This is a genomic window from Flaviflexus sp. (assembly GCF_052087705.1).
GTDB classification, from domain to species: domain Bacteria; phylum Actinomycetota; class Actinomycetes; order Actinomycetales; family Actinomycetaceae; genus Flaviflexus; species Flaviflexus ciconiae.
In genome coordinates, this window is record NZ_JBQCYC010000013.1 from 21,382 (window position 1) to 39,337 (window position 17,956).

Below are 17,956 nucleotides of genomic sequence, written 5' to 3' on the forward strand. Positions count from 1 at the left end.
GGAACTGCCGAAGATTAGTGGTTTCTCGCCGATGCGCTTCCCCCTGCGGCAGGATTTGCGCACTGTGTCAGCGAGTGATCAGCGCGTTCTAGTATGTCACATCGAGAGTTCGGGCCATAACAATATCCTCGTTATTCTGCTCACCCACAAGGAAAGAGCGGCTTCCCACCGGCTCAAATCCGAGCTTCGTGTAAAGCGCCTGCGCCCGGCTGTTTCCCCTGTTTGTTCCCAGCCACACGTAGGGCCTCTCCCACGACCGGGTTGCCGATGCTAATTCCTGCAGTGTCGCCGTCATCAGCAACCCGGCAAGACCCGACCCCCGCCAGGGCCGATCGAGATAGAACTTCGACATTTCCACAAGAGGACCGATACGAGGACCGTCCGCCAGCTCAGCATCGACCGGAGCACCTTCATCGGCTCCCGCCGCACCATCCCCCTCCGGTACGAGGCACAGCGAATAGGCGATGAGGCAACCATCGTGGTCCCGTACACCAACGAGGACCCACCCTTCGGATGAAATGTAGTTCTGGAACGCCTCAACCGAGAGATTCTTGGCGATAAAGGCCTGAATATCGGCATCCGACATGCCCTTTGGGCAAGCGTCCGGGAATGTTCGTGCCGCGAGTTCGCTGTAGTCACCAGCCGCGTCCGTGTTGGTTGGGATCTCCGCAACCGGCTTGAACGGATGCATGCCAATTTCGGCCTTTTTCGGCCAGTACCAGCCGTGCTGGCCCAGTGCGGCGCGGTCCCGCCTGTCAAGGTCGGCAGCTTCGAGAGCGGCAATCATGTCGGGGCGCCGCAGTGCGGTCTTGCGGAGTGCTTCGTCCCTCTGCCACCTGGCGACCCGTCCGTGGTCGCCGGAGGTGAGGATCGCGGGAACCGATTCGCCCCGCCAGTCGAGCGGCCTCGTGTAGCTCGGGTATTCGAGAAGCCCTGCGCTGCCGTGCGATTCTTCGACGAGAGATTCGGGATTCCCAATAACTCCCGGAACGAGACGAGCAACGGCCTCGACAAGGGCGAGGGCGGCTACCTCTCCCCCGTTAAGGACGTAGTCTCCGAGGCTGAATTCGAAGACCTCGACTCCCTCCAGTTTCTCGTAGTGGGAAGCCACCCGCGCGTCGATGCCTTCGTAGCGCCCACAGGCAATAACGATCTGATCGCAGCGCTCCGCGAGGTCCACGCAGATTTCCTGCGTCAGCGGATATCCGGCAGGCGTTGGGATAGCGAGCACTCTGCGCGGGGAGTCGGTTCCCAGGTCCGCGTCGAAAGCAGTGTCGAGGGCCTTGCCCCAGATATCGGCACGCATGACCATGCCAGCACCCCCGCCAACGGGGGTGTCATCAACGGTACGATGTCGGTCCTCGGTCCAGTCCCTCAGGTCGTGAACCTGAATGTCGATAGAGCCCCCTTCGGTTGCCTTACCGACAAGTGAAAGCCGCAGGGAGTTGAGATAGGAGGGGAAGACGGAGAAGATGTCGAAGCGCATGGTTACTTCGTTTCCTCAGAAGCATGATCCTGAGAATCATCGCTTTTCGAAGAACCCGAGACCGTCTCCTCGGAGATCACCATTTCCTCTTCGGAGAACAGGCCGGGAGGCGCGTCGATAATAACGCAGTTGTCCTCAATGTCGATCTCGGTAACGATTTCTTTAACAAACGGGACGCGGGTTATGAGACCGTCGGGCTCTTCCACGACGAGGAGGTCCTGGCCCGGCATGATCTCAAGTTCCTTCACCACGCCAAGCGTGTACCCGTCCGGGTCGAGGGCTTCAAGGCCGACGAGTTCGTGACGGTACCATTCGTCCTCACCGGTTTCTTCCTCTTCGTCGGTCTCCACAACGAGCTCGACACCGCGGATAGATTCGGCGGCGGTGCGGTCTTTGATCTCGTCAAAGAGAACGAAGTACGAGTCCTTGTAGGTGCGGTTCTTCGCCACCGTGAGGGGACCCGCCTCGGGCGGGTCCGTTTCCAGAATCGAACCGACTGCCAGGCGAATTTCCGGACGGTCGGTCCGGACGTCAAGCCGCACTTCACCCTTAAGGCCGTGGGGCTGACCGATAACTGCTACGCGTAACTGCACTTTCCCAGAGTACAAGAAGGTGCCGACACGATAAGAATCGTGCCGGCACCCTGAGATGTATTAGGCCTGGTCAGTCTCGACGACGTCTACGCGGACAGAGCCGCGAGCAACGAGCGCCGACATGACGGAACGCAGTGCCCGTGCTGTCCGACCGGAGCGTCCAATGACGCGTCCGAGATCGTCAGGATTGACTCGGACCTCGAGGGTCTCCCCGCGCCTGCCGCGCTTCGAGTCGACGCGAACATCATCGGGATTATCGACAATGCCGCGCACGAGGTGCTCGAGAACATCCGCCAGCATTAGGCGTCCTCGGCCGGTGCTTCTGCCTCGGCGTCAGCGGCAACCTTGGCCTCGGCCTTGGCGGCACGCTGCTTCTCGGCGTCGTTCTGAACGGCGGCGATAGCGGCCTTGCGCTCTTCAGCCTTCTTTTCCTCGGTCACGGTCTTGACCTCGAGAACGCCTTCGGCGTTGCCCTTGCCACGGAACTTCGCCCAGTCACCGGTGATATGGAGCTGACGGCGGACCGCGTCGGACGGCTGAGCGCCGACCGAAAGCCAGTACTGTGCACGCTCGGAGTCGATCTCGATAAGCGAGGGCTCCTGAAGAGGATCGTACTTGCCGATCTCCTCGATGACTCGACCGTCGCGCTTCTTGCGACTGTCGACGACAACTACACGGTAAAACGGCGCATGGATCTTACCCATGCGCTTCAAACGAATCTTAACTGCCACTTGTGTGGTCACTCCTGGTTCTGAGTTATGGATCGCGGATGTCAGGTGGGGACCCGGACTCCCGGTCTCCGGAACACGGCTATTCCTGGTGAGAGGGTCCAAGTCAAGCCGGGTACGCCGTCTAATTCTGCCAGAATCAGCCGATCAACCCAAGCGGTAACGAGACATTCACTCCGTGGCATCACTCACGAGCCGGCCGCCAAGCACGACGGCATGCGGGGAGTTCAGAAGCTCGGGGTTCGACCGTGGATCATCGGCATAAACAACCACGTCGGCCAGGCTTCCTTCTTCCAGGGCAGCAAGGCCAAGTCGTGCTCGCCCCTCCCAGGAGGCAGCGGCAATGGCGATGTCCGCGGAAATGCCGGCATCAATACACGCGATGATCTCGCTTGGTAGCGTGCCGTAGGAGAGCGTGCTTCCAGCATCGGAGCCCATGAGCAACGAAATACCAGCGTCCGCCATGGCAGCCATGTGCTCCTTGCGGTTCTCGTACATGTGTCTCATGCGCTTGCCGTACACGGGATACTTCGCGCCAGCCTGATTGGCAATATCGATGAAGGTCTCAACCTGATTGGCCGTTGGGGTTACGAGAATGCCGCGCTTTGCGACCTCGATCATCTGATCGGGTGACATGCCCGTGCCGTGCTCGATGTCGTCGACTCCTGCCTCGAGCAGATCATCGATCGTCTCCGTCGCAAAGGTGTGGACCGCAACCTTGGCACCGGCCTCGTGGGCGGCCTGCACCGCGTCCATGAGGATCTCTCGCGGCCAGAGCGGCTCCAGGTCCGAGTCTGCGCCCTTGGATCGGTCAATCCAGTCACCAACGAGCTTTACCCAGCCGTCGGCCTTGGCGGCTTCGTCAACGACAACGCCCGGGAGCTCAGCGGGTTCGATCTCGCGGGCAATCCCCCGCAGGTACCTCATCGGGCGAGCTATGTGGCGCCCGCAGTGGATGATCCTGGGAACGCCGGGTTCCAAATCGATCCACGACATGTCGCCGGGGGTGCCGAGGTCGCGAACATGAGTGACGCCGCTGGCCACCACATCAGCGGCCTGTTGCAGAGCAGTTTCACGGTCGACGAGAATATCCGCGCCGAGGCCGATATGGCAGTGCACGTCAAGCAACCCCGGCATGGCGAACCCACGAACTGTGGTTGCTGTCTTCGCTCCCTCGGGCTTCACGTAAGTGATCGCACCATCGACGATCCAGGCTTCGGGCGCTATTCCACCCCCGTGGACGATCGTTCCAGTCAGGTGGATCATGGCCTACTCCTTTACGCTGTCGCGATGTGTGGTCAGTTTTCCAATGCTCTGTCGACGCAGTGTCACTATCTCAGCTCTGAGGCTAAGTGGCCTGTCGGCTGGGAATCCCTACCCGCGGCCCGGGCGTTAGGACGTCCAACCTGCCTCGGATCGACACGTTGTACACCTTCTGCCTCCGGAGCAGACTGTCCTAGGTGCCTACGCTGGAACGACCGCAGGCACGTCCCTATCGGAGGAACTTGGCGAGCTCGTTCAGGTCCGGCGTATCGTCCCCCTGGTTGGAGACGCCGAACGCGGATCCCTTGGGCTGGTTGGCACGCTTCTGAGCTGCCTCCCGCTCCTGCTGTGCGCGCTTTGCGGGGTTACCGGAGCGGCCCTTCTTGTTGGCCGACTTCCTCTTCTTGGAGGCGGCTGGCTGACGGGCCTTCGCACGCTTGCCCATGCCGGGCAGCGACCCCATGCCGGGGGCTCCGCCGCCCGTTTTCGACATGTGCTGCATCATCGTCTTGGCCTTCTCGAACCGGTCCATGAGGGAGTTCACCTCTTGGACGGTGCTTCCGGAGCCCTTGGCGATGCGGAGACGGCGGGAGCCGTTCAGGATCTTGGGGTCGCGACGCTCCTGCGGGGTCATCGAACGAATGATGGCCTCAACGCGGTCAATCTCGCGCTCGTCGAAGTTCTCGAGCTGGTCACGGAACTGCCCCATGCCGGGCATCATGCCCAGCATTTTCTTCATGGAGCCCATCTTCCGGACCTGCTGAAGCTGGGCCAGGAAGTCGTTCAGCGTGAACGTTCCCTCCGCCATCTTCTCCGCAAGATCTTCGGCTTCCTTCTCGTCGTAGGCCTTCTGGGCCTGCTCGATCAGCGTGAGAACGTCACCCATGTCGAGGATTCGGGAAGCCATGCGGTCAGCATGGAACCGCTCAAAATCTTCAAGCTTTTCACCGGTGGAGGCAAAGAGAACCGGAACACCGGTCACGCCACGGACCGAGAGTGCCGCGCCGCCGCGAGCATCGCCATCAAGCTTGGACAGGACAACGCCGGTGAAGCCAACACCGTCGCGGAAGGCAATCGAGGTCTGGACTGCGTCCTGACCAATCATCGCGTCCAGAACAAACAGGGTCTCGTTCGGGTTGACAGCATCCCGGATGTTCCGCGCCTGCTCCATCATCTCCTCGTCGACACCGAGGCGACCGGCCGTGTCGACGATGACAACGTTGTAGTGGTTTTGGCGACCGTGCTCAACACCTGAGCGTGCCACTTGAACGGGGTCACCGACACCGTTGCCCGGCTCGGGAGCCCACACGTCCACGCCTGCTCGCTCGCCCACGATCTGGAGCTGGTTGACGGCGTTGGGGCGCTGCAGGTCGGAGGCTACAAGGAGGACCTTGTTGTCCTGCTCGCGTAGCCACAGGCCAAGCTTTCCAGCGAGCGTGGTCTTACCGGCACCCTGAAGGCCGGCCAGCATGATGACTGTTGGCGGGTGCGAAGCAAAGTTCAGTTCACGAGTGTCGCCGCCAAGGACCTCAACGAGTTCGTCGTTGACGATCTTAATGACCTGCTGGGCCGGGTTAAGGGCCTGCGAGGACAGCGCAGAAACAGACTTCTCTCGGACGGACGCGGTGAATTGGCGGACGACCGGCAGGGCCACGTCGGCTTCAAGAAGGGCACGGCGAATCTCGCGGATCGTCCCGTCGACGTCCGCCTCGGAGAGACGGCCCTTGCCGCGCAGCTGCTTAAAAGAGCCGGTTATCCGATCAGAAAGTGATGCAAACACAGTCGTCCTATTCCTTTGACTTCGTTTAAGGGTAGCCGTTTCTCGTCCGCTACTACTACCCGGCAAGCCCGTGAACAGTGCCTCAGGGCCGCCCGAATGTTCCCAACCATCTTAGCGACTTGAGGAAGCATCCACGAGATCCTGCCCCAACAAGCATGGCGCACACCCGGGCGAGGCGAACCAGTCTCGACTTGCGCCGAACAAGTGAACCGGCGGGGCAATGCCGGAAATAACCGAGCACCGCCCCGCCGGTACCGCTGAACGCCAATAATTAGTGTGGTTTTCACCCTACGAGAAGGCGCAACTTCCTGGACTTACGGAGCCCAGTTTTCAAACTCTTCGGCGGTTGCGTACGAGTACTGGGTTCCCCTCTTCGTGACGGAGTTAGCGGCGTAGCGGGATGCTGTCGTCAGCGCATCCGGAACGCTGTCGCCCTTGACGATTCGGGTGGCGAAGCAACCGATAAACGCATCTCCAGCACCCGTGGAGTCAACTGCTTCGACCACCGTTGAGTCGATGAGGACCTCGTCGGTCTCGGTCAGCCAGAGGCTACCGCGGGAGCCGAGCGTCACGATGATGTTCTCGAGCTTGGATTCGGCGAGGATCTTCTTACCGGCCTCGGTGATCTCCTCGATGGTCTCAAGATCCTTACCGGCAAGAAGCGAGAGCTCCGTTTCATTCGGAACGAAGTATGTGCACTTGGCGACGTACTTGGGATCCAGACGAGTATCGGCAGGCGCCGGGTTGAGAAGGACGGGGACACCTCGCTCGACAGCAAGGTCGATAGCGGCATAAACGGTCTCGAGCGGGATCTCCAGCTGAAGGACGAGGAGCTTGCACTCCGCAATCGCATCTCCAGCATCCGCCACATCCTTGGGCGACAAAAGACCGTTCGCGCCCTTAACGATGATGATCGAGTTGTTTGATTCCCTATCGACAAAGATCGGGGCAACCCCCGAGCTGCCCGTGGTTTCGAGAACCCATTCGGTGTCGATCCCGTTGTCGTCGAAGTTCTTCACGGTGTTTGCCGCGAAGATGTCGTTGCCTACCCGGGTGACCATGCGGACGGTGGCCCCAAGGCGAGAGGCGGCGACGGCCTGGTTCGCGCCCTTGCCTCCGCATCCCATCTCGAAGTCGGGGGCTTCGATTGTCTCCCCCTCCTTCGGCATGCGGTCAATGTAGGTAATGAGGTCAACGTTGTTCGAACCGACAACTGCGATATCCATGACGGACCTTTCTGCCGCGTCGACAGCGACGCGAGGTTGAAGGGAAATATAAAAGCCAGCTGCGGGAAGCGATGAGGAAGGCGGGTAACCATCCGTGCCCGGTCGGGTCGATATCCCGCTGTCCCGATACTCGGAGTGTACGCCGCGAACACCGCTGTTTGCTCGATGGCAGGAGGGAGAACTTCCTACAGGAGGTAACGGTCACCAGCTTTGCCTCGCAACAAGCTTCGATTCGGGCACCAGTCGGCAGCATTCCCTCAACGCGGGAGGCGAACTCCCGCTGGGCGATAACTGTTCCGTAAGAGAGTTGATGCCCTCCGGGGAGGGCATCAACCAAAGAGTGAATCGAGCGGAATGCTTACGAGAGGAGCGCCTCGACGAAGCCTTCGGGATCGAACGGTGCAAGGTCGTCTGCTCCCTCGCCGAGTCCCACGAACTTCACGGGGACACCGAGGGTGCGCTGCACGTTGATGACGATTCCGCCCTTGGCGGTGCCGTCCAGCTTGGTGAGGACGATACCGGTGATGCCAACGACTTCGGAGAACACCTTGGCCTGGGACATGGCGTTCTGACCGGTCGTAGCGTCGATAATGAGGAGGACCTCGCGGACCGGCGCCTGCTTCTCCATGACGCGCTTGATCTTGCCAAGCTCGTCCATGAGGCCGGCCTTGTTTTGGAGGCGGCCCGCCGTGTCAATAACAGCGACGTCAACTTCCTGGCGGCGGCCCTCGGCAACGGCTTCAAAAGCGACGGAAGCCGGATCGGCTCCCTCCACGTCGGAGCGAACAACGTCGACACCCACGCGCTCGCCCCAGGTGGCTAGCTGATCGGCCGCGGCGGCGCGGAACGTGTCTGCCGCACCGAGGACAACGGTCTTGTCTTCTGCAACGAGAACGCGGGCAAGCTTGCCAATAGTGGTGGTCTTGCCGGTGCCGTTAACTCCGACAACGAGAACGGTGGCGGGGTGGTGCGCACCGTCGTCACCCACACCGGGGACGGTGTCGAGCGTGCGGTCCATGTCCGGATTCACGAGGGCGAGGAGCTGTTCACGGAGGATCTCGCGGACAACCTCGGGATCGGTGGTGCCGCGCACCTTGGTCTCGGTCCGGAGGTTCTCCATGAGCTCGTCGCTGGCCTCGAGGCCAACGTCGGCAGCCAGGAGGGTTTCCTCGATCTCGTCCCAGTCGTCCTCGGAAAGGTCACCACGGGAAAGAATGGAAAGAAGGGCCTTGCCCATGCTGCCCGAGCGAGCAAGACGGGCACGGAGCCGCTGGAGGCGGGAAGGAACGGATTCGGGGCGTTCGAGTGTGGGAACGGACGGAGCCTCATCAACCGATACGTCATCCTCGATGACATCGGGATCGAGCGTTCCGACCGCGGCGTCGGCCTCGTCCTGGGCCCTCGCCTCCTCATCGGTAATAACGGGGGTGGTGGATTCGTCCAGACGGAACCGGTCAGACTTGCGCTTCTTCGACCCAGCATAGAGGCCGATGATCGCGGCAAGGACGACCACAACAGCGATAACAATATAGAGCGTTTCTGGCATGCTCCCAGTTTCCCCTATCTTCTAGCGCGAGTACACCTTGCAAGGGCAATCTTCACAGTCCAGCCCCGCTCTTTTCCCTCGTCAACGGCACAAAAAGAACATCGCGGAAGCACGAACCCGTCTTCCCCACATGCCGTCGAGGCCGTGGGCATTGGCTCTCATTGAACGCTGGAGAAGCTCCAGCCGAGGTAGTTCTGCGATTCGTTCCTTCGACGTTCGGCCGGTCCCCGGCGCCATATCACGCTAGTGTATTGCTACCGCAATAGAAGGAGGACGGTGTGAAAGCACTGGTGAAACCACACCGGGGACCAGGGTTGGAACTCCACGATGTCGCAGAGCCATACGCAGGCCCGGGCGAGGTCAAAATCAAGGTCATGTACGCAGGGCTCTGCGGAACAGATCTGCACATTCTTTCGTGGGATGACTTTGCGCAGAAGCATGTCTCCCACGGACAAACCATCGGCCACGAGTTCTTTGGAGAGATCGTTGAGATTGGCGACGGCGTGGCGCAGGGCGACCGCAAGGACGAACTGCAGGTCGGCAACCGCGTCTCCGTTGAGGGGCACGTCGTGTGCGGTAGGTGCCGCAACTGCCGGGCAGGCCGCCACCACATGTGCATCCGCACCTCCTCAATCGGGGTGGATCGCAACGGTGTCTTTGCCACGTACGTGACGGTCCCTGCCGACAACGTGTGGGTCCAGCCCGCCGAGATCGATCCGGAGCTCGGAGCGATCTTCGATCCCTTCGGCAATGCCGTACACACGGCATTCCAGTATCCGCTCACCGGCGAGGACGTTGTCATCACCGGCGCCGGTCCTATCGGGATCATGTCGGCCCTGATCGCGCGGCACTCCGGTGCCCGCCACGTTGTTCTGACGGATATTTCCGACGAACGCCTCGATCTTGCCAAGAAGGCCTTCGATGGTTACGGCGAGGTTTGCCTCGTCAACACAGCGAGGCAGTCCCTCGAAGTGGTCCAGGAGCGACTTGGCATGAAGGAGGGCTTCGACGTCGCGTTCGAGATGTCGGGGAATCCGCGTGCCATGGCTTCGATCATCGACAACGTGACGCACGGCGGTCAGATCGCCATGCTCGGCCTACCTTCCGCTCCCTATGCGATCGATTGGAATCGCGTCATTTCCCGCATGATCACCATCAAGGGCGTATACGGCCGGGAAATGTATGACACCTGGTACACGGCCACCACCATCCTCCTGTCCTCGAAGCCGCTACGGGAGGCCCTCCGCACTCTTATTACCCACCGCTTCCATGCCGATGACTGGGAGAAGGCCTTCGAGGCTGCTTCTTCCGGTACCGCCGGCAAGGTCCTCATCGATTGGAGAAACTCATGATGACGTTCACCGACCAGCTCGCCACCGAGCTGGCAGACATCGAATCCGCAGGCCTCACCAAACGGGAGCGGCTCCTCACCTCCGCGCAGGGCCCCCACATCACAACCTCTCAGGGACCTGCCCTGAACTTCTGCGCAAACAACTACCTGGGACTTGCCAACCACCCAGAGATCCTTCAGGCCGCTCACGATGGCCTTGATCATGCTGGCTTCGGTGCAGCCTCTGTGCGCTTTATCTGCGGCACCCACGAAGAGCACCGCAACCTCGAGAAGGAAATTGCGGAATATGTGGGAACCGAGGACGCAATTCTCTTCCCCTCCTGCTTCGACGCCAATGGGGCCCTCTTCGAGGTCCTCCTGACCGCCGATGACGCAGTCATCTCCGACTCTCTCAATCATGCCTCGATCATCGATGGTGTTCGGCTCTCCAAGGCGAAGCGGTTCCGTTACGCCAACCGGGACATGGCTCAGCTCGAAGAGGCACTCAAGGATGCTCAGGGTTCCCGGCGCATCCTCATCATCACCGATGGCGTGTTCTCCATGGACGGCTACTTCGCTCCGCTCGAAGAGATCTGCGATCTCGCCGAAAAGTACGGAGCAGCCGTGGCGGTCGACGACTCGCATGCCACCGGCTTTATCGGACCAAAGGGCGCAGGAACTCACGCGCGAGCCGGTGTTGCGGACCGTGTCGATATCCTCACCGGTACCCTCGGCAAGGCCCTGGGTGGTGCTTCCGGCGGTTACGTCGCGGGCCCTCAGGAAGTCATCGACCTGCTCAAGCAACGCGGCCGCCCCTACCTGTTCTCCAACGCCGTTGCTCCGTCCCTCGTGGCCGGAGCCCGCGTCGCTCTACGCCTCGCGAAGGAAGGTGATGATCTGCGGGAGCAGCTCACAAAGAACTCGGATCATTTCCGATCCCGCATGGCCCACGACGGCTTCGACCTCCTGCCTGGCTCGCACCCGATCATTGCCGTCATGTTCCCCGGAGAAGACGGGGCGCTGCTTGCCTCGAAGATCGCCGACGACATGCTGAAGCTCGGGGTCTACGTCACCGCCTTCTCATTCCCGGTTGTTCCCCGAGGGGAAGCAAGGATCCGCGTTCAACTATCCGCGGCCCACACCGAGGCAGACATCGATGCGTGCGTCGACGCCTTCGTCGCATCCCGGGACCGAATCCAGGCAGAAGACAGCAAGTAACCCATCAACGACAACCACCTAACCGAGTCAACAATTCACCGTTCCTGCAAAATGTCCACAACGCGGTTTCCCAGGACTTAGGGTTCGAGCAGGGTCGGTCGTGTCTGCGGGGCATGGCAAGAGTCTTCTTGCGGTGCCCCGCTCGCTCTTGATCGGAAAGTCGATCGTGCCCTGGCATAGCCCGTTGCCTTCCGCTTGCGGTTATTGAGGGGTTCGACTCTTGAGAAGTTGAGGAGGTGCTCCGCCATGGAGGAGGTGCTCCGCCATGGAGCCGGTTATCGTGCGCGGGCTCGGTGGGTGCGTTCTGCGTCAGCTCGAAGTCCAGGCAAGGAAGCACGGGCACTCCGTGGAAGCGGAGGTTCGCGACATTCTCACGACAGCCGTGCAACGAAACTTCGGGATGGCACTACTTCTGGCTACCACAGGTGCCGCTGGAATTGACGGCCTGCCGATTCCGGTGCGCGATAGTCTTGCATGCTGTGCCCACTTTGACCAGCCAGCCCCCGCACAACCAACGTCGTAGAGAGCTATCGATCGGGTTGCTCAGGTCAGCGTAATGATTTTGTCCGCATGTGCTTGTGATGAAGCGATAAGTTCGGCGTTGGCCTGGTCGGGGCCGAGGGTCCACGCTTCAGCTTTCTCTCGTGTCTTCCCGGATTCCACGTGCCGTTCGATTAGGCGCGCGATGCGGGTCGGGCCATCGAGGTCCACGTACCAGGACTCGTCGAGAAGGTTTTTGACTCCGGACCAGGGCTCCTCATCAAGGAGCAGATAGTTGCCTTCGGTGATGACGAGGTTAACGGAGGCTGGTATCCGGACTGCTCCGGATATCGAGTAACCAATGCCTCTCTGATAGGCGGGCGCGTAGATATCCCGTTGCTCGGTGCGGAGTCGGTTAAGAAGTGCAATGTAGCCGTATGCATCGAACGTGTCGGGGGCACCTTTACGGTCGCGCCGCCCGAGTCGCTCCAGCTCTTCGTTCGTATAGTGGAAACCATCCATGCCGACAACTGCGCACCTGTCACCGAGCGCTTCTTTCACCGCTGCTGCGAGAGTTGATTTCCCGGCACCGGGTGCTCCCGCAATGCCAAGAATTGTTCGGGTTCGGAACCCACGGGCGCGATCAAGTAGCTCCGGTGGAAGCCGGAAGCGCGTCATGAGCGGCCGGGGTTCTTTTCAGTGCCGGAAGAGAAGAACTCTCCGAGGGAAACATCATCAATATCATCCGCGTAATTCCCAAGCTCGCGGTTTCTGAGCGCGCTGTAGGAACCCTGCACGAGGCCGCGGGTCTCGTCCCACGTCTGAGCAGCATCGGGATCTCGTCGCACGAGCATGGCGACAGCGACGAGGACAGCAACAAGGCCAAGGATGGCAAGAATCATTCCGAACGACACGCCTCTATTATGTCCTCGCTGGTCATGGCTTTGCACGTTGAGACACGGCCACGTGATCAAACTGTAACGTCCGGATTCACTGGACAACGCCGTCCTAGGTCAACACTATCGATACCCGTTCCAAATAGGACAGGAACGGGCTACGTTCCTTGGCCTGGCATACCGGCGCGGTTGCGGATGCGGTTGCAACTCTACGGTCCGGTCCCACTCGCCCGGTCAACCCGCACAGTTTTTCGTTGGCTATGAATCGTTCCCACCCGCTAGTCAATCAGCCCATGCACTCCCGCTATTCGGTCGGCCGGATGTCCTTGAGGCGCTGGGAGATGACGGTGGAGACGCCCTGATCTCGCATGGCGACGCCGTAGATCGTATCCGCGATCTCCATCGTCCTCTTCTGGTGGGTGATGACGATGAGCTGGGAGGAGTTCTGTAGTTCCTTGAACATCGTCAGCATTCGTCCGAGGTTCACGTCATCCAGTGCGGCCTCGACTTCGTCGAGGACGTAGAAGGGCGAGGGACGCGCCTTGAAGATCGCGACAAGGAACGCGAGCGCCGTCAGGGACCGTTCGCCACCGGACAGCAACGAGAGCCGCTTGACTCGCTTGCCGGGTGGCCGGGCCTCAATCTCGATACCTGCCGTTAGCGGATCATCTCCCGTGAGAACGAGCTTGCCGTCGCCACCCGGAAAGAGTGTCGAGAAGACGTGAACGAACGCGTCTTGCACATCCCGGTACGCGTCGCTCAGAACGGCCTGGACCTTCTCGTCGATGTCATTGACGATCTGAACGAGATCGGCCTTTGATTTGCGCAGATCATCGAGCTGATTCGACAGGTAGGTGTGGCGCTCCTCGAGGGCTGCGTGCTCTTCGAGGGCAAGCGGGTTAATTTTGCCAAGGCGGGCCAGCTTCCGCTGGGCCTGCTCGTAACGTTTCTGCTGTTCCTCGCGAACGTAAGGCGTGGGACCGTCTTCACCGGGAACATCGACGAGAGGACCGAATTCGCCCACGAGGTCTCCCCCGTCCATGGCCAGTTCGGCGCGTGCCTTCTCCTCGAGCTGTTCCAGAATGATGCGTTGCTCGGCGCGGGCAATATCCCGCCGGTTGGCAGCATCGTCAACCTCAGTCAGGCTCTCCTGGACTGCATCGAGTCGTTTCCGGGCCTGAGCCAGAGCAATGTCTCGATCGGCGCGACCGGACTCAGCTTCCTTACGTAGCCGTGCCGCAGTATCCCGCGCAATCTCAACCTTCTCAAGGGTTGATCCGGCGAGTTCCGCAACCTGCTGGGCAATCTTCGCATGGTGCGCTCGGCGGGCAAGCCTGCGCTGCTCCTCGATAAGCCGTGCTTCTTCCGCACGAGCGTGACGCTCTAAAGCATCGGCCTTGCCAGCAATAACCGTGGCGCGCTCCTGCGCTACTCGCAGGGCAAGCCTCGCCTCCGTCTCCTCGGAACGAGTAGCCACGGTCTTCTCATGCAGAGATTCTTTGCTGGCCTGCGCCGCAGAAAGCCTGCCCTCGAGATCTTCGGGCGCCACGTCGCGGGCCTCCCGGTCCGATTCGAGGCGTGCCAGTTCATCCTTGCGCTCGGCCAGCTCAGTGGCGATCTTCTCCAGTCGCGCCGTGTTCCTTTCAACCTCGCCGCGTGCGGCAGTCAGGGACTGTCGGAGCACACCAAGCTCTGCCGTGGCGGCGGCAAGCTGAGCGTCACGAGTGTGGAGTTCGGAGGCCGCTTCCGCGTATCTACCTTCGATCTCATCGAGGTGTTCCTGAGCTTTCTCAACGTCCTCGCCAGCCGCAACAAGGTCCGTTGCTGCCCGATCGGACTCGGATTGAGCGGCACGTGCGGCAGCCTGTCTCGCAAGGATCGAGGCTTCCGAAACGGAGCCGCCGCGGGCGGAGTCCGGTCCTACCGAATCACCATCGCGGGTGACAACGCGCGGGGCGCCTTCTTCCACGAGCCTGCGTGCCAACGTCAGATCGGCGGCAAGAATCGTTCCTGCTAAGGCGGCTTCGAGGCCGTCCCACCCGCGCATGGCATCGGTTGCCAAAATCGCATCCTCCGCCGACTCACCAACGCTCTTCAGTGCAACGCGCGCACGCTCCTGCTTGGCAACGTCAGCCTCCGAGTGTTCGCCTTCAACAACGAGAACGACGCGGCCGCCGTCGCCTTCGCGAACGTAGCGGATCGCGGCAACGGCGGAGTCAACGCTCTCGGCAGTGAGTGCACCAGCAACGTCTCCGAGAGCGGTTTCCGAGGCGGCTTCCCAGCCGTCCTCAACTTCTAGCAGAACGCGCAACCAGCCGGTTACACCGACGACGTTCTCCAGGACATCGGCAGAGCCGTCCTCCGGTTCGAGGGACAGGGCAAGGGTTTCCGCGCGGGTCTGGGAAACGTCCCTGCGTCCCCGAGCATCCGACTGCCTGTTGCGCGCTTCGTTGAGAGCGGCCTTTGCTTCAGCGAGTTTCTCCGCGAGCGCTTCGTGTTGCTTCGACAGCTCGTCGCCGCCCCCGTCGTGTGCAACGATCGATTCTTCTGCCGTGGCGACCTTTGCCCGAGCATCCTCGTGGCGATCCTGGGCGGAGGTGCGGGACGCTTCAACGCGTTCCCGTTCTTCCTCAAGCGACTGGACCCGGCTCGTCGCCGTAACAATGCGCCCCGATAGTCGTGCCGCATCTTCTCTTCGGTCGGCAATAGCTCTCGTTAGGGACGAGATTTCGCGGTCGAGTTCCTTCTCGCTGGCTTCCGCCTTCTCACGTGCCTCGATCGAGCTATTGAGCAAGCGCTCTGCTTCGTCGCGACGGTGTTGGAGTTCGGTTTCTTCGGCACGCACGGTGGCCGCCCGGGAACGGAGCTCTTCGGGTGATTCCCTGCGCTGGGTTTCCTGGTGGGTGGACAGTGAGCGTGCGCGCTCACCGGCGAGGTTCACCAGCGAGCTGAAGCGCTCTGCCTGGGTTGAGAGACGCTGCCAGGATTCCGTGAGATCGGCGATCACGGGGTTGGCGCGGGATCGCTCCTCTTCGAGGAGTCCCACTTCTTCACGGACCGCATTGCGCTTGCCAACGAGCTCATCCCGACGCGCTTTGAGCCGTGTCTCGTCTTCCTCGGCGGCGCTGAGGCGCGCCTGCACCTGAGCAATATCGTCGGCGAGGAGGCGTGCCTGAGCGTCGCGCAGATCGGCTTGGATCACCTGTGCGCTACGCGCGGCTTTCGCCTGCCTGGCGAGGGGGCCGAGTTGCCTGCGGAGCTCGGCAGTGAGGTCGGAGAGTCGGTGGAGGTTTGCCTCCATTGACTCCATCTTCCTAATGGCTTTCTCTTTGCGCCTGCGGTGTTTGAGAACACCGGCAGCCTCTTCGATAAAGGAGCGCCGTTCCTCGGGTGTTGCTTGCAGGACCGAGTCAAGCCTGCCCTGGCCCACAATGACGTGCATCTCCCGTCCCATGCCGGTGTCGGAGAGCAGTTCCTGGATATCGAGAAGACGAACCGGGGATCCGTTGATCGCATACTCGGAGCCACCCGAACGGAACAGGGTGCGGGAGATTGTGACTTCCGTATAGGAGATCGGCAACGCACCATCCGAGTTGTCGATCGTGAGCGACACTTCGGCACGACCAAGCGCCGGTCGGTCAGCGGTTCCCGCAAAGATCACGTCGGCCATGGAGCCACCGCGCAAGGTTTTCGCTCCCTGCTCTCCCATAACCCACGACAGAGCATCAACAACGTTTGACTTACCTGAGCCGTTAGGGCCAACCACGCAGTTGATTCCCGGTTCGAAGGTCAGCGTTGTCGCGGTCGCAAAGGACTTGAAACCGCGGAGCGTCAGCTGTTTGAGATGCACTGAATCAGTTTAGGACACGAAACAGCAATGATTGTGCAGGTAGAGCAGTGTCATCGGACAGGAAGAAGCCCAACGAGGGAGTCAGGCTGGACCAAGCCGGACCAGATCGGCCTTGAGGATCCTTCCTGACCATGCGGAAATAACGCACTAAAGAGGTGGAGGGCCGAGCTTCCTCGACCCTCCACCTCTTCGTGTCTCTTGGTTATGGCTATTAGCCTGCCGGTTTCGTGAAGTTCTCGATTACTTGTCGAGTCCTTCGGCGATTGCTTCAGCGATCCGGTCAACGCCGGCCCAGCACTTGGGGTCCTGGGTGGAGACGGTGACGGTCTCGCCCTTCTTAATCCCGAGAGCCATGATCGACATGATCGAATCTGCTTCCGCGTCGTTGATCAGGATCTCACCGTCGTACTCGCCGGCAAGAGCCGCGATCTGTGCGGCGGGCCGAGCATGAAGCCCTGCCTCGTCAGCAACAACGGCGTCCCGCTTGAAGACGCCTTCGGCGTCCTCGCTACCGGAGTCCGACATCGGGGTCGTGTCGAGCTTTTCCGCGTAGAGGATAGCTGCGGATGTTGCGGCTCCCGCAACATCCCACAGCTCGGAGCCCTGCTGGGCTGCCACCGCTGCGGCGATCGTTCCTTCAACGAACGGTGCGTCCTCGAAGACGATTTCGCGGTCCTCGAGGGCCTCAAGGACGGCTTCCACCGTCATCGTCGCCGATCCCAGGTCGGTCAGGGCAAGGACCGCGAGGCCCTTCTTCCTCAGACCGGTGATCGCGGCCTCGATCTTCTCGTACGACGTTCCGATGCTTCCATCATCCAAGCCTCCAGCCGGGACAATTTCCACATCCTCTGCCATTTGGCTCGCTAATTCAGCAAGCCCCTTGGCGAGGGAGTCGGAATGGGAGACGAGGACGAGACCGACGCCGATGCTCACTTCTCTGCCGCCTTAGCAGCCTCTTCCAGCAGGTAGGCGCTCGAGGTGGCTCCCGGGTCGCGGTGACCGATGGAACGCTCACCCAGGTAGGAGGCACGTCCCTTCGTGGCCTTCAGGGGTCCCGTTGCGACGGCACCGGCCTGAGCAGCATCCGCTGCGGCACGGAGAACAGCCTCGGGGGCGAGTCCGTCCTTGGCGGCCTTCTCGGCTGCGCGTACGGCGGGGGCCCAGGCGTCAACCATGGTCTTCTCCCCCTCGTCCGCCTTGCCGCGAGCCTGGATGCCGGCAAGGCCAGCTTCCAGCATCGCAACAACGTCGCGGGGTCCAAGGTTATCGGCGGTTACTTCCTTCGATGCTCGAAGGAAGGCCGTTCCCAGAAGCGGACCGGAGGCGCCGCCCACGGTCGACATGAGTGTCGTGGCAACAAGCTTGAGAACGTCTCCGGAGTTCGACACATCGGCACTGGACAGCTTCGACTTAACGGCCGTGAAGCCGCGGTCGAGGTTTTCACCGTGGTCGCCGTCTCCGATGGCACGGTCAAGCTCGATCAGCTCTTCTCTGTGCTCGGACACGGTCTTGACGCATCCCTCGATCCAGGCGATTGCCCAATCCTTACCAAGTGTCATG

At 61.2% G+C, this 17,956-nt stretch carries 16 protein-coding genes; 3 read left to right on the plus strand and 13 right to left on the minus strand.

All coding sequences use genetic code 11. The annotated features are described in order from the left end of the window. Positions 1–88: 88 nt before the first annotated feature. From trmD to ftsY, 8 genes are all read right to left on the minus strand, one after another. Positions 89–1,486: a tRNA (guanosine(37)-N1)-methyltransferase TrmD gene (gene trmD, locus ACTHUY_RS07945; RefSeq protein ID WP_441675323.1), complete on the minus strand. Its 1,398-nt coding sequence runs from the start codon at positions 1,484–1,486 to the stop codon at positions 89–91. A 2-nt stretch (positions 1,487–1,488) separates the two neighbouring features. After that, positions 1,489–2,079, minus strand: coding sequence for a ribosome maturation factor RimM (gene rimM, locus ACTHUY_RS07950; protein ID WP_126703765.1), 591 nt, complete (start codon positions 2,077–2,079; stop codon positions 1,489–1,491). A 60-nt stretch (positions 2,080–2,139) separates the two neighbouring features. Further along, the gene (locus ACTHUY_RS07955) at positions 2,140–2,379 is read right to left on the minus strand and encodes an RNA-binding protein (RefSeq protein ID WP_054952084.1); all 240 of its coding nucleotides are present in this window, start codon (positions 2,377–2,379) and stop codon (positions 2,140–2,142) included. Further along, positions 2,379–2,810, minus strand: a complete 432-nt coding sequence (rpsP, locus tag ACTHUY_RS07960; protein WP_441654087.1) for a 30S ribosomal protein S16 — start codon at positions 2,808–2,810, stop codon at positions 2,379–2,381. Before rpsP ends, ACTHUY_RS07955 begins: the two co-directional genes overlap by 1 nt. 168 nt (positions 2,811–2,978) lie before the next feature. Continuing rightward, entirely contained in the window at positions 2,979–4,073 is a 1,095-nt protein-coding gene (locus ACTHUY_RS07965; RefSeq protein ID WP_441678392.1) for an amidohydrolase family protein, read from the minus strand. 226 nt (positions 4,074–4,299) lie between these two features. Next, entirely contained in the window at positions 4,300–5,850 is a 1,551-nt protein-coding gene (gene ffh, locus ACTHUY_RS07970; protein ID WP_441654089.1) for a signal recognition particle protein, read from the minus strand. 314 nt (positions 5,851–6,164) lie between these two features. Continuing rightward, positions 6,165–7,076: a ribokinase gene (gene rbsK, locus ACTHUY_RS07975; protein ID WP_441675326.1), complete on the minus strand. Its 912-nt coding sequence runs from the start codon at positions 7,074–7,076 to the stop codon at positions 6,165–6,167. A gap of 358 nt (positions 7,077–7,434) precedes the next feature. Beyond that, on the minus strand, positions 7,435–8,622 hold the full coding sequence (gene ftsY / locus ACTHUY_RS07980) for a signal recognition particle-docking protein FtsY (protein ID WP_441654091.1): 1,188 nt from the start codon (positions 8,620–8,622) through the stop codon (positions 7,435–7,437). 278 nt (positions 8,623–8,900) lie between these two features. On the opposite strand from ftsY, the gene tdh reads away from it, so the two are divergent. The 3 genes from tdh (at position 8,901) to ACTHUY_RS07995 (ending at position 11,693) form a co-directional block, all read left to right on the plus strand. Next, positions 8,901–9,974 carry an L-threonine 3-dehydrogenase gene (gene tdh, locus ACTHUY_RS07985; RefSeq protein WP_441654092.1) on the plus strand — a complete coding sequence of 358 codons (1,074 nt, stop codon included), beginning with the start codon at positions 8,901–8,903 and terminating at the stop codon, positions 9,972–9,974. Then, positions 9,971–11,170 (plus strand): glycine C-acetyltransferase, encoded by a 1,200-nt coding sequence (locus tag ACTHUY_RS07990; protein ID WP_441678393.1) that lies wholly within the window; start codon positions 9,971–9,973, stop codon positions 11,168–11,170. Before tdh ends, ACTHUY_RS07990 begins: the two co-directional genes overlap by 4 nt. A 265-nt stretch (positions 11,171–11,435) precedes the next feature. Further along, on the plus strand, positions 11,436–11,693 hold the full coding sequence (locus ACTHUY_RS07995; RefSeq protein ID WP_441654094.1) for a FitA-like ribbon-helix-helix domain-containing protein: 258 nt from the start codon (positions 11,436–11,438) through the stop codon (positions 11,691–11,693). Positions 11,694–11,713: 20 nt separating this feature from the next. Here the strand turns inward: ACTHUY_RS07995 and ACTHUY_RS08000 are convergent, their stop codons facing one another. The 5 genes from ACTHUY_RS08000 to dhaL form a co-directional block, all read right to left on the minus strand. Beyond that, complete coding sequence (locus tag ACTHUY_RS08000; protein WP_126703774.1) at positions 11,714–12,328, minus strand: nucleoside/nucleotide kinase family protein; 615 nt, start codon at positions 12,326–12,328, stop codon at positions 11,714–11,716. Next, on the minus strand, positions 12,325–12,564 hold the full coding sequence (locus ACTHUY_RS08005; protein ID WP_126703775.1) for a hypothetical protein: 240 nt from the start codon (positions 12,562–12,564) through the stop codon (positions 12,325–12,327). The genes ACTHUY_RS08000 and ACTHUY_RS08005 overlap by 4 nt, the downstream gene beginning before the upstream one ends. A 286-nt stretch (positions 12,565–12,850) precedes the next feature. Next, complete coding sequence (gene smc / locus ACTHUY_RS08010) at positions 12,851–16,396, minus strand: chromosome segregation protein SMC (RefSeq protein ID WP_441675328.1); 3,546 nt, start codon at positions 16,394–16,396, stop codon at positions 12,851–12,853. Positions 16,397–16,636: 240 nt separating this feature from the next. Then, entirely contained in the window at positions 16,637–17,329 is a 693-nt protein-coding gene (dhaM, locus tag ACTHUY_RS08015) for a dihydroxyacetone kinase phosphoryl donor subunit DhaM (protein WP_228201604.1), read from the minus strand. Continuing rightward, a complete protein-coding gene (gene dhaL / locus ACTHUY_RS08020) occupies positions 17,326–17,955 on the minus strand; it encodes a dihydroxyacetone kinase subunit DhaL (protein WP_126703777.1) in 630 nt (209 codons plus the stop codon). Before dhaL ends, dhaM begins: the two co-directional genes overlap by 4 nt. Between the last annotated feature and the right edge of the window lies 1 nt (position 17,956).

Bases quoted from the DNA above. Each gene is read 5' to 3' on its own strand.
- ftsY (WP_441654091.1), bottom strand. From the start codon at position 8,622: ATGCCAGAAACGCTCTATATTGTTATCGCTGTTGTGGTCGTCCTTGCC.
- ACTHUY_RS07990 (WP_441678393.1), top strand. From the start codon at position 9,971: ATGATGACGTTCACCGACCAGCTCGCCACCGAGCTGGCAGACATCGAA.
- dhaL (WP_126703777.1), bottom strand. From the start codon at position 17,955: ATGACACTTGGTAAGGATTGGGCAATCGCCTGGATCGAGGGATGCGTC.
- ACTHUY_RS07995 (WP_441654094.1), top strand. From the start codon at position 11,436: ATGGAGCCGGTTATCGTGCGCGGGCTCGGTGGGTGCGTTCTGCGTCAG.
- ACTHUY_RS07965 (WP_441678392.1), bottom strand. From the start codon at position 4,073: ATGATCCACCTGACTGGAACGATCGTCCACGGGGGTGGAATAGCGCCC.
- ACTHUY_RS08000 (WP_126703774.1), bottom strand. From the start codon at position 12,328: ATGACGCGCTTCCGGCTTCCACCGGAGCTACTTGATCGCGCCCGTGGG.
- ACTHUY_RS07955 (WP_054952084.1), bottom strand. From the start codon at position 2,379: ATGCTGGCGGATGTTCTCGAGCACCTCGTGCGCGGCATTGTCGATAAT.
- rbsK (WP_441675326.1), bottom strand. From the start codon at position 7,076: ATGGATATCGCAGTTGTCGGTTCGAACAACGTTGACCTCATTACCTAC.
- trmD (WP_441675323.1), bottom strand. From the start codon at position 1,486: ATGCGCTTCGACATCTTCTCCGTCTTCCCCTCCTATCTCAACTCCCTG.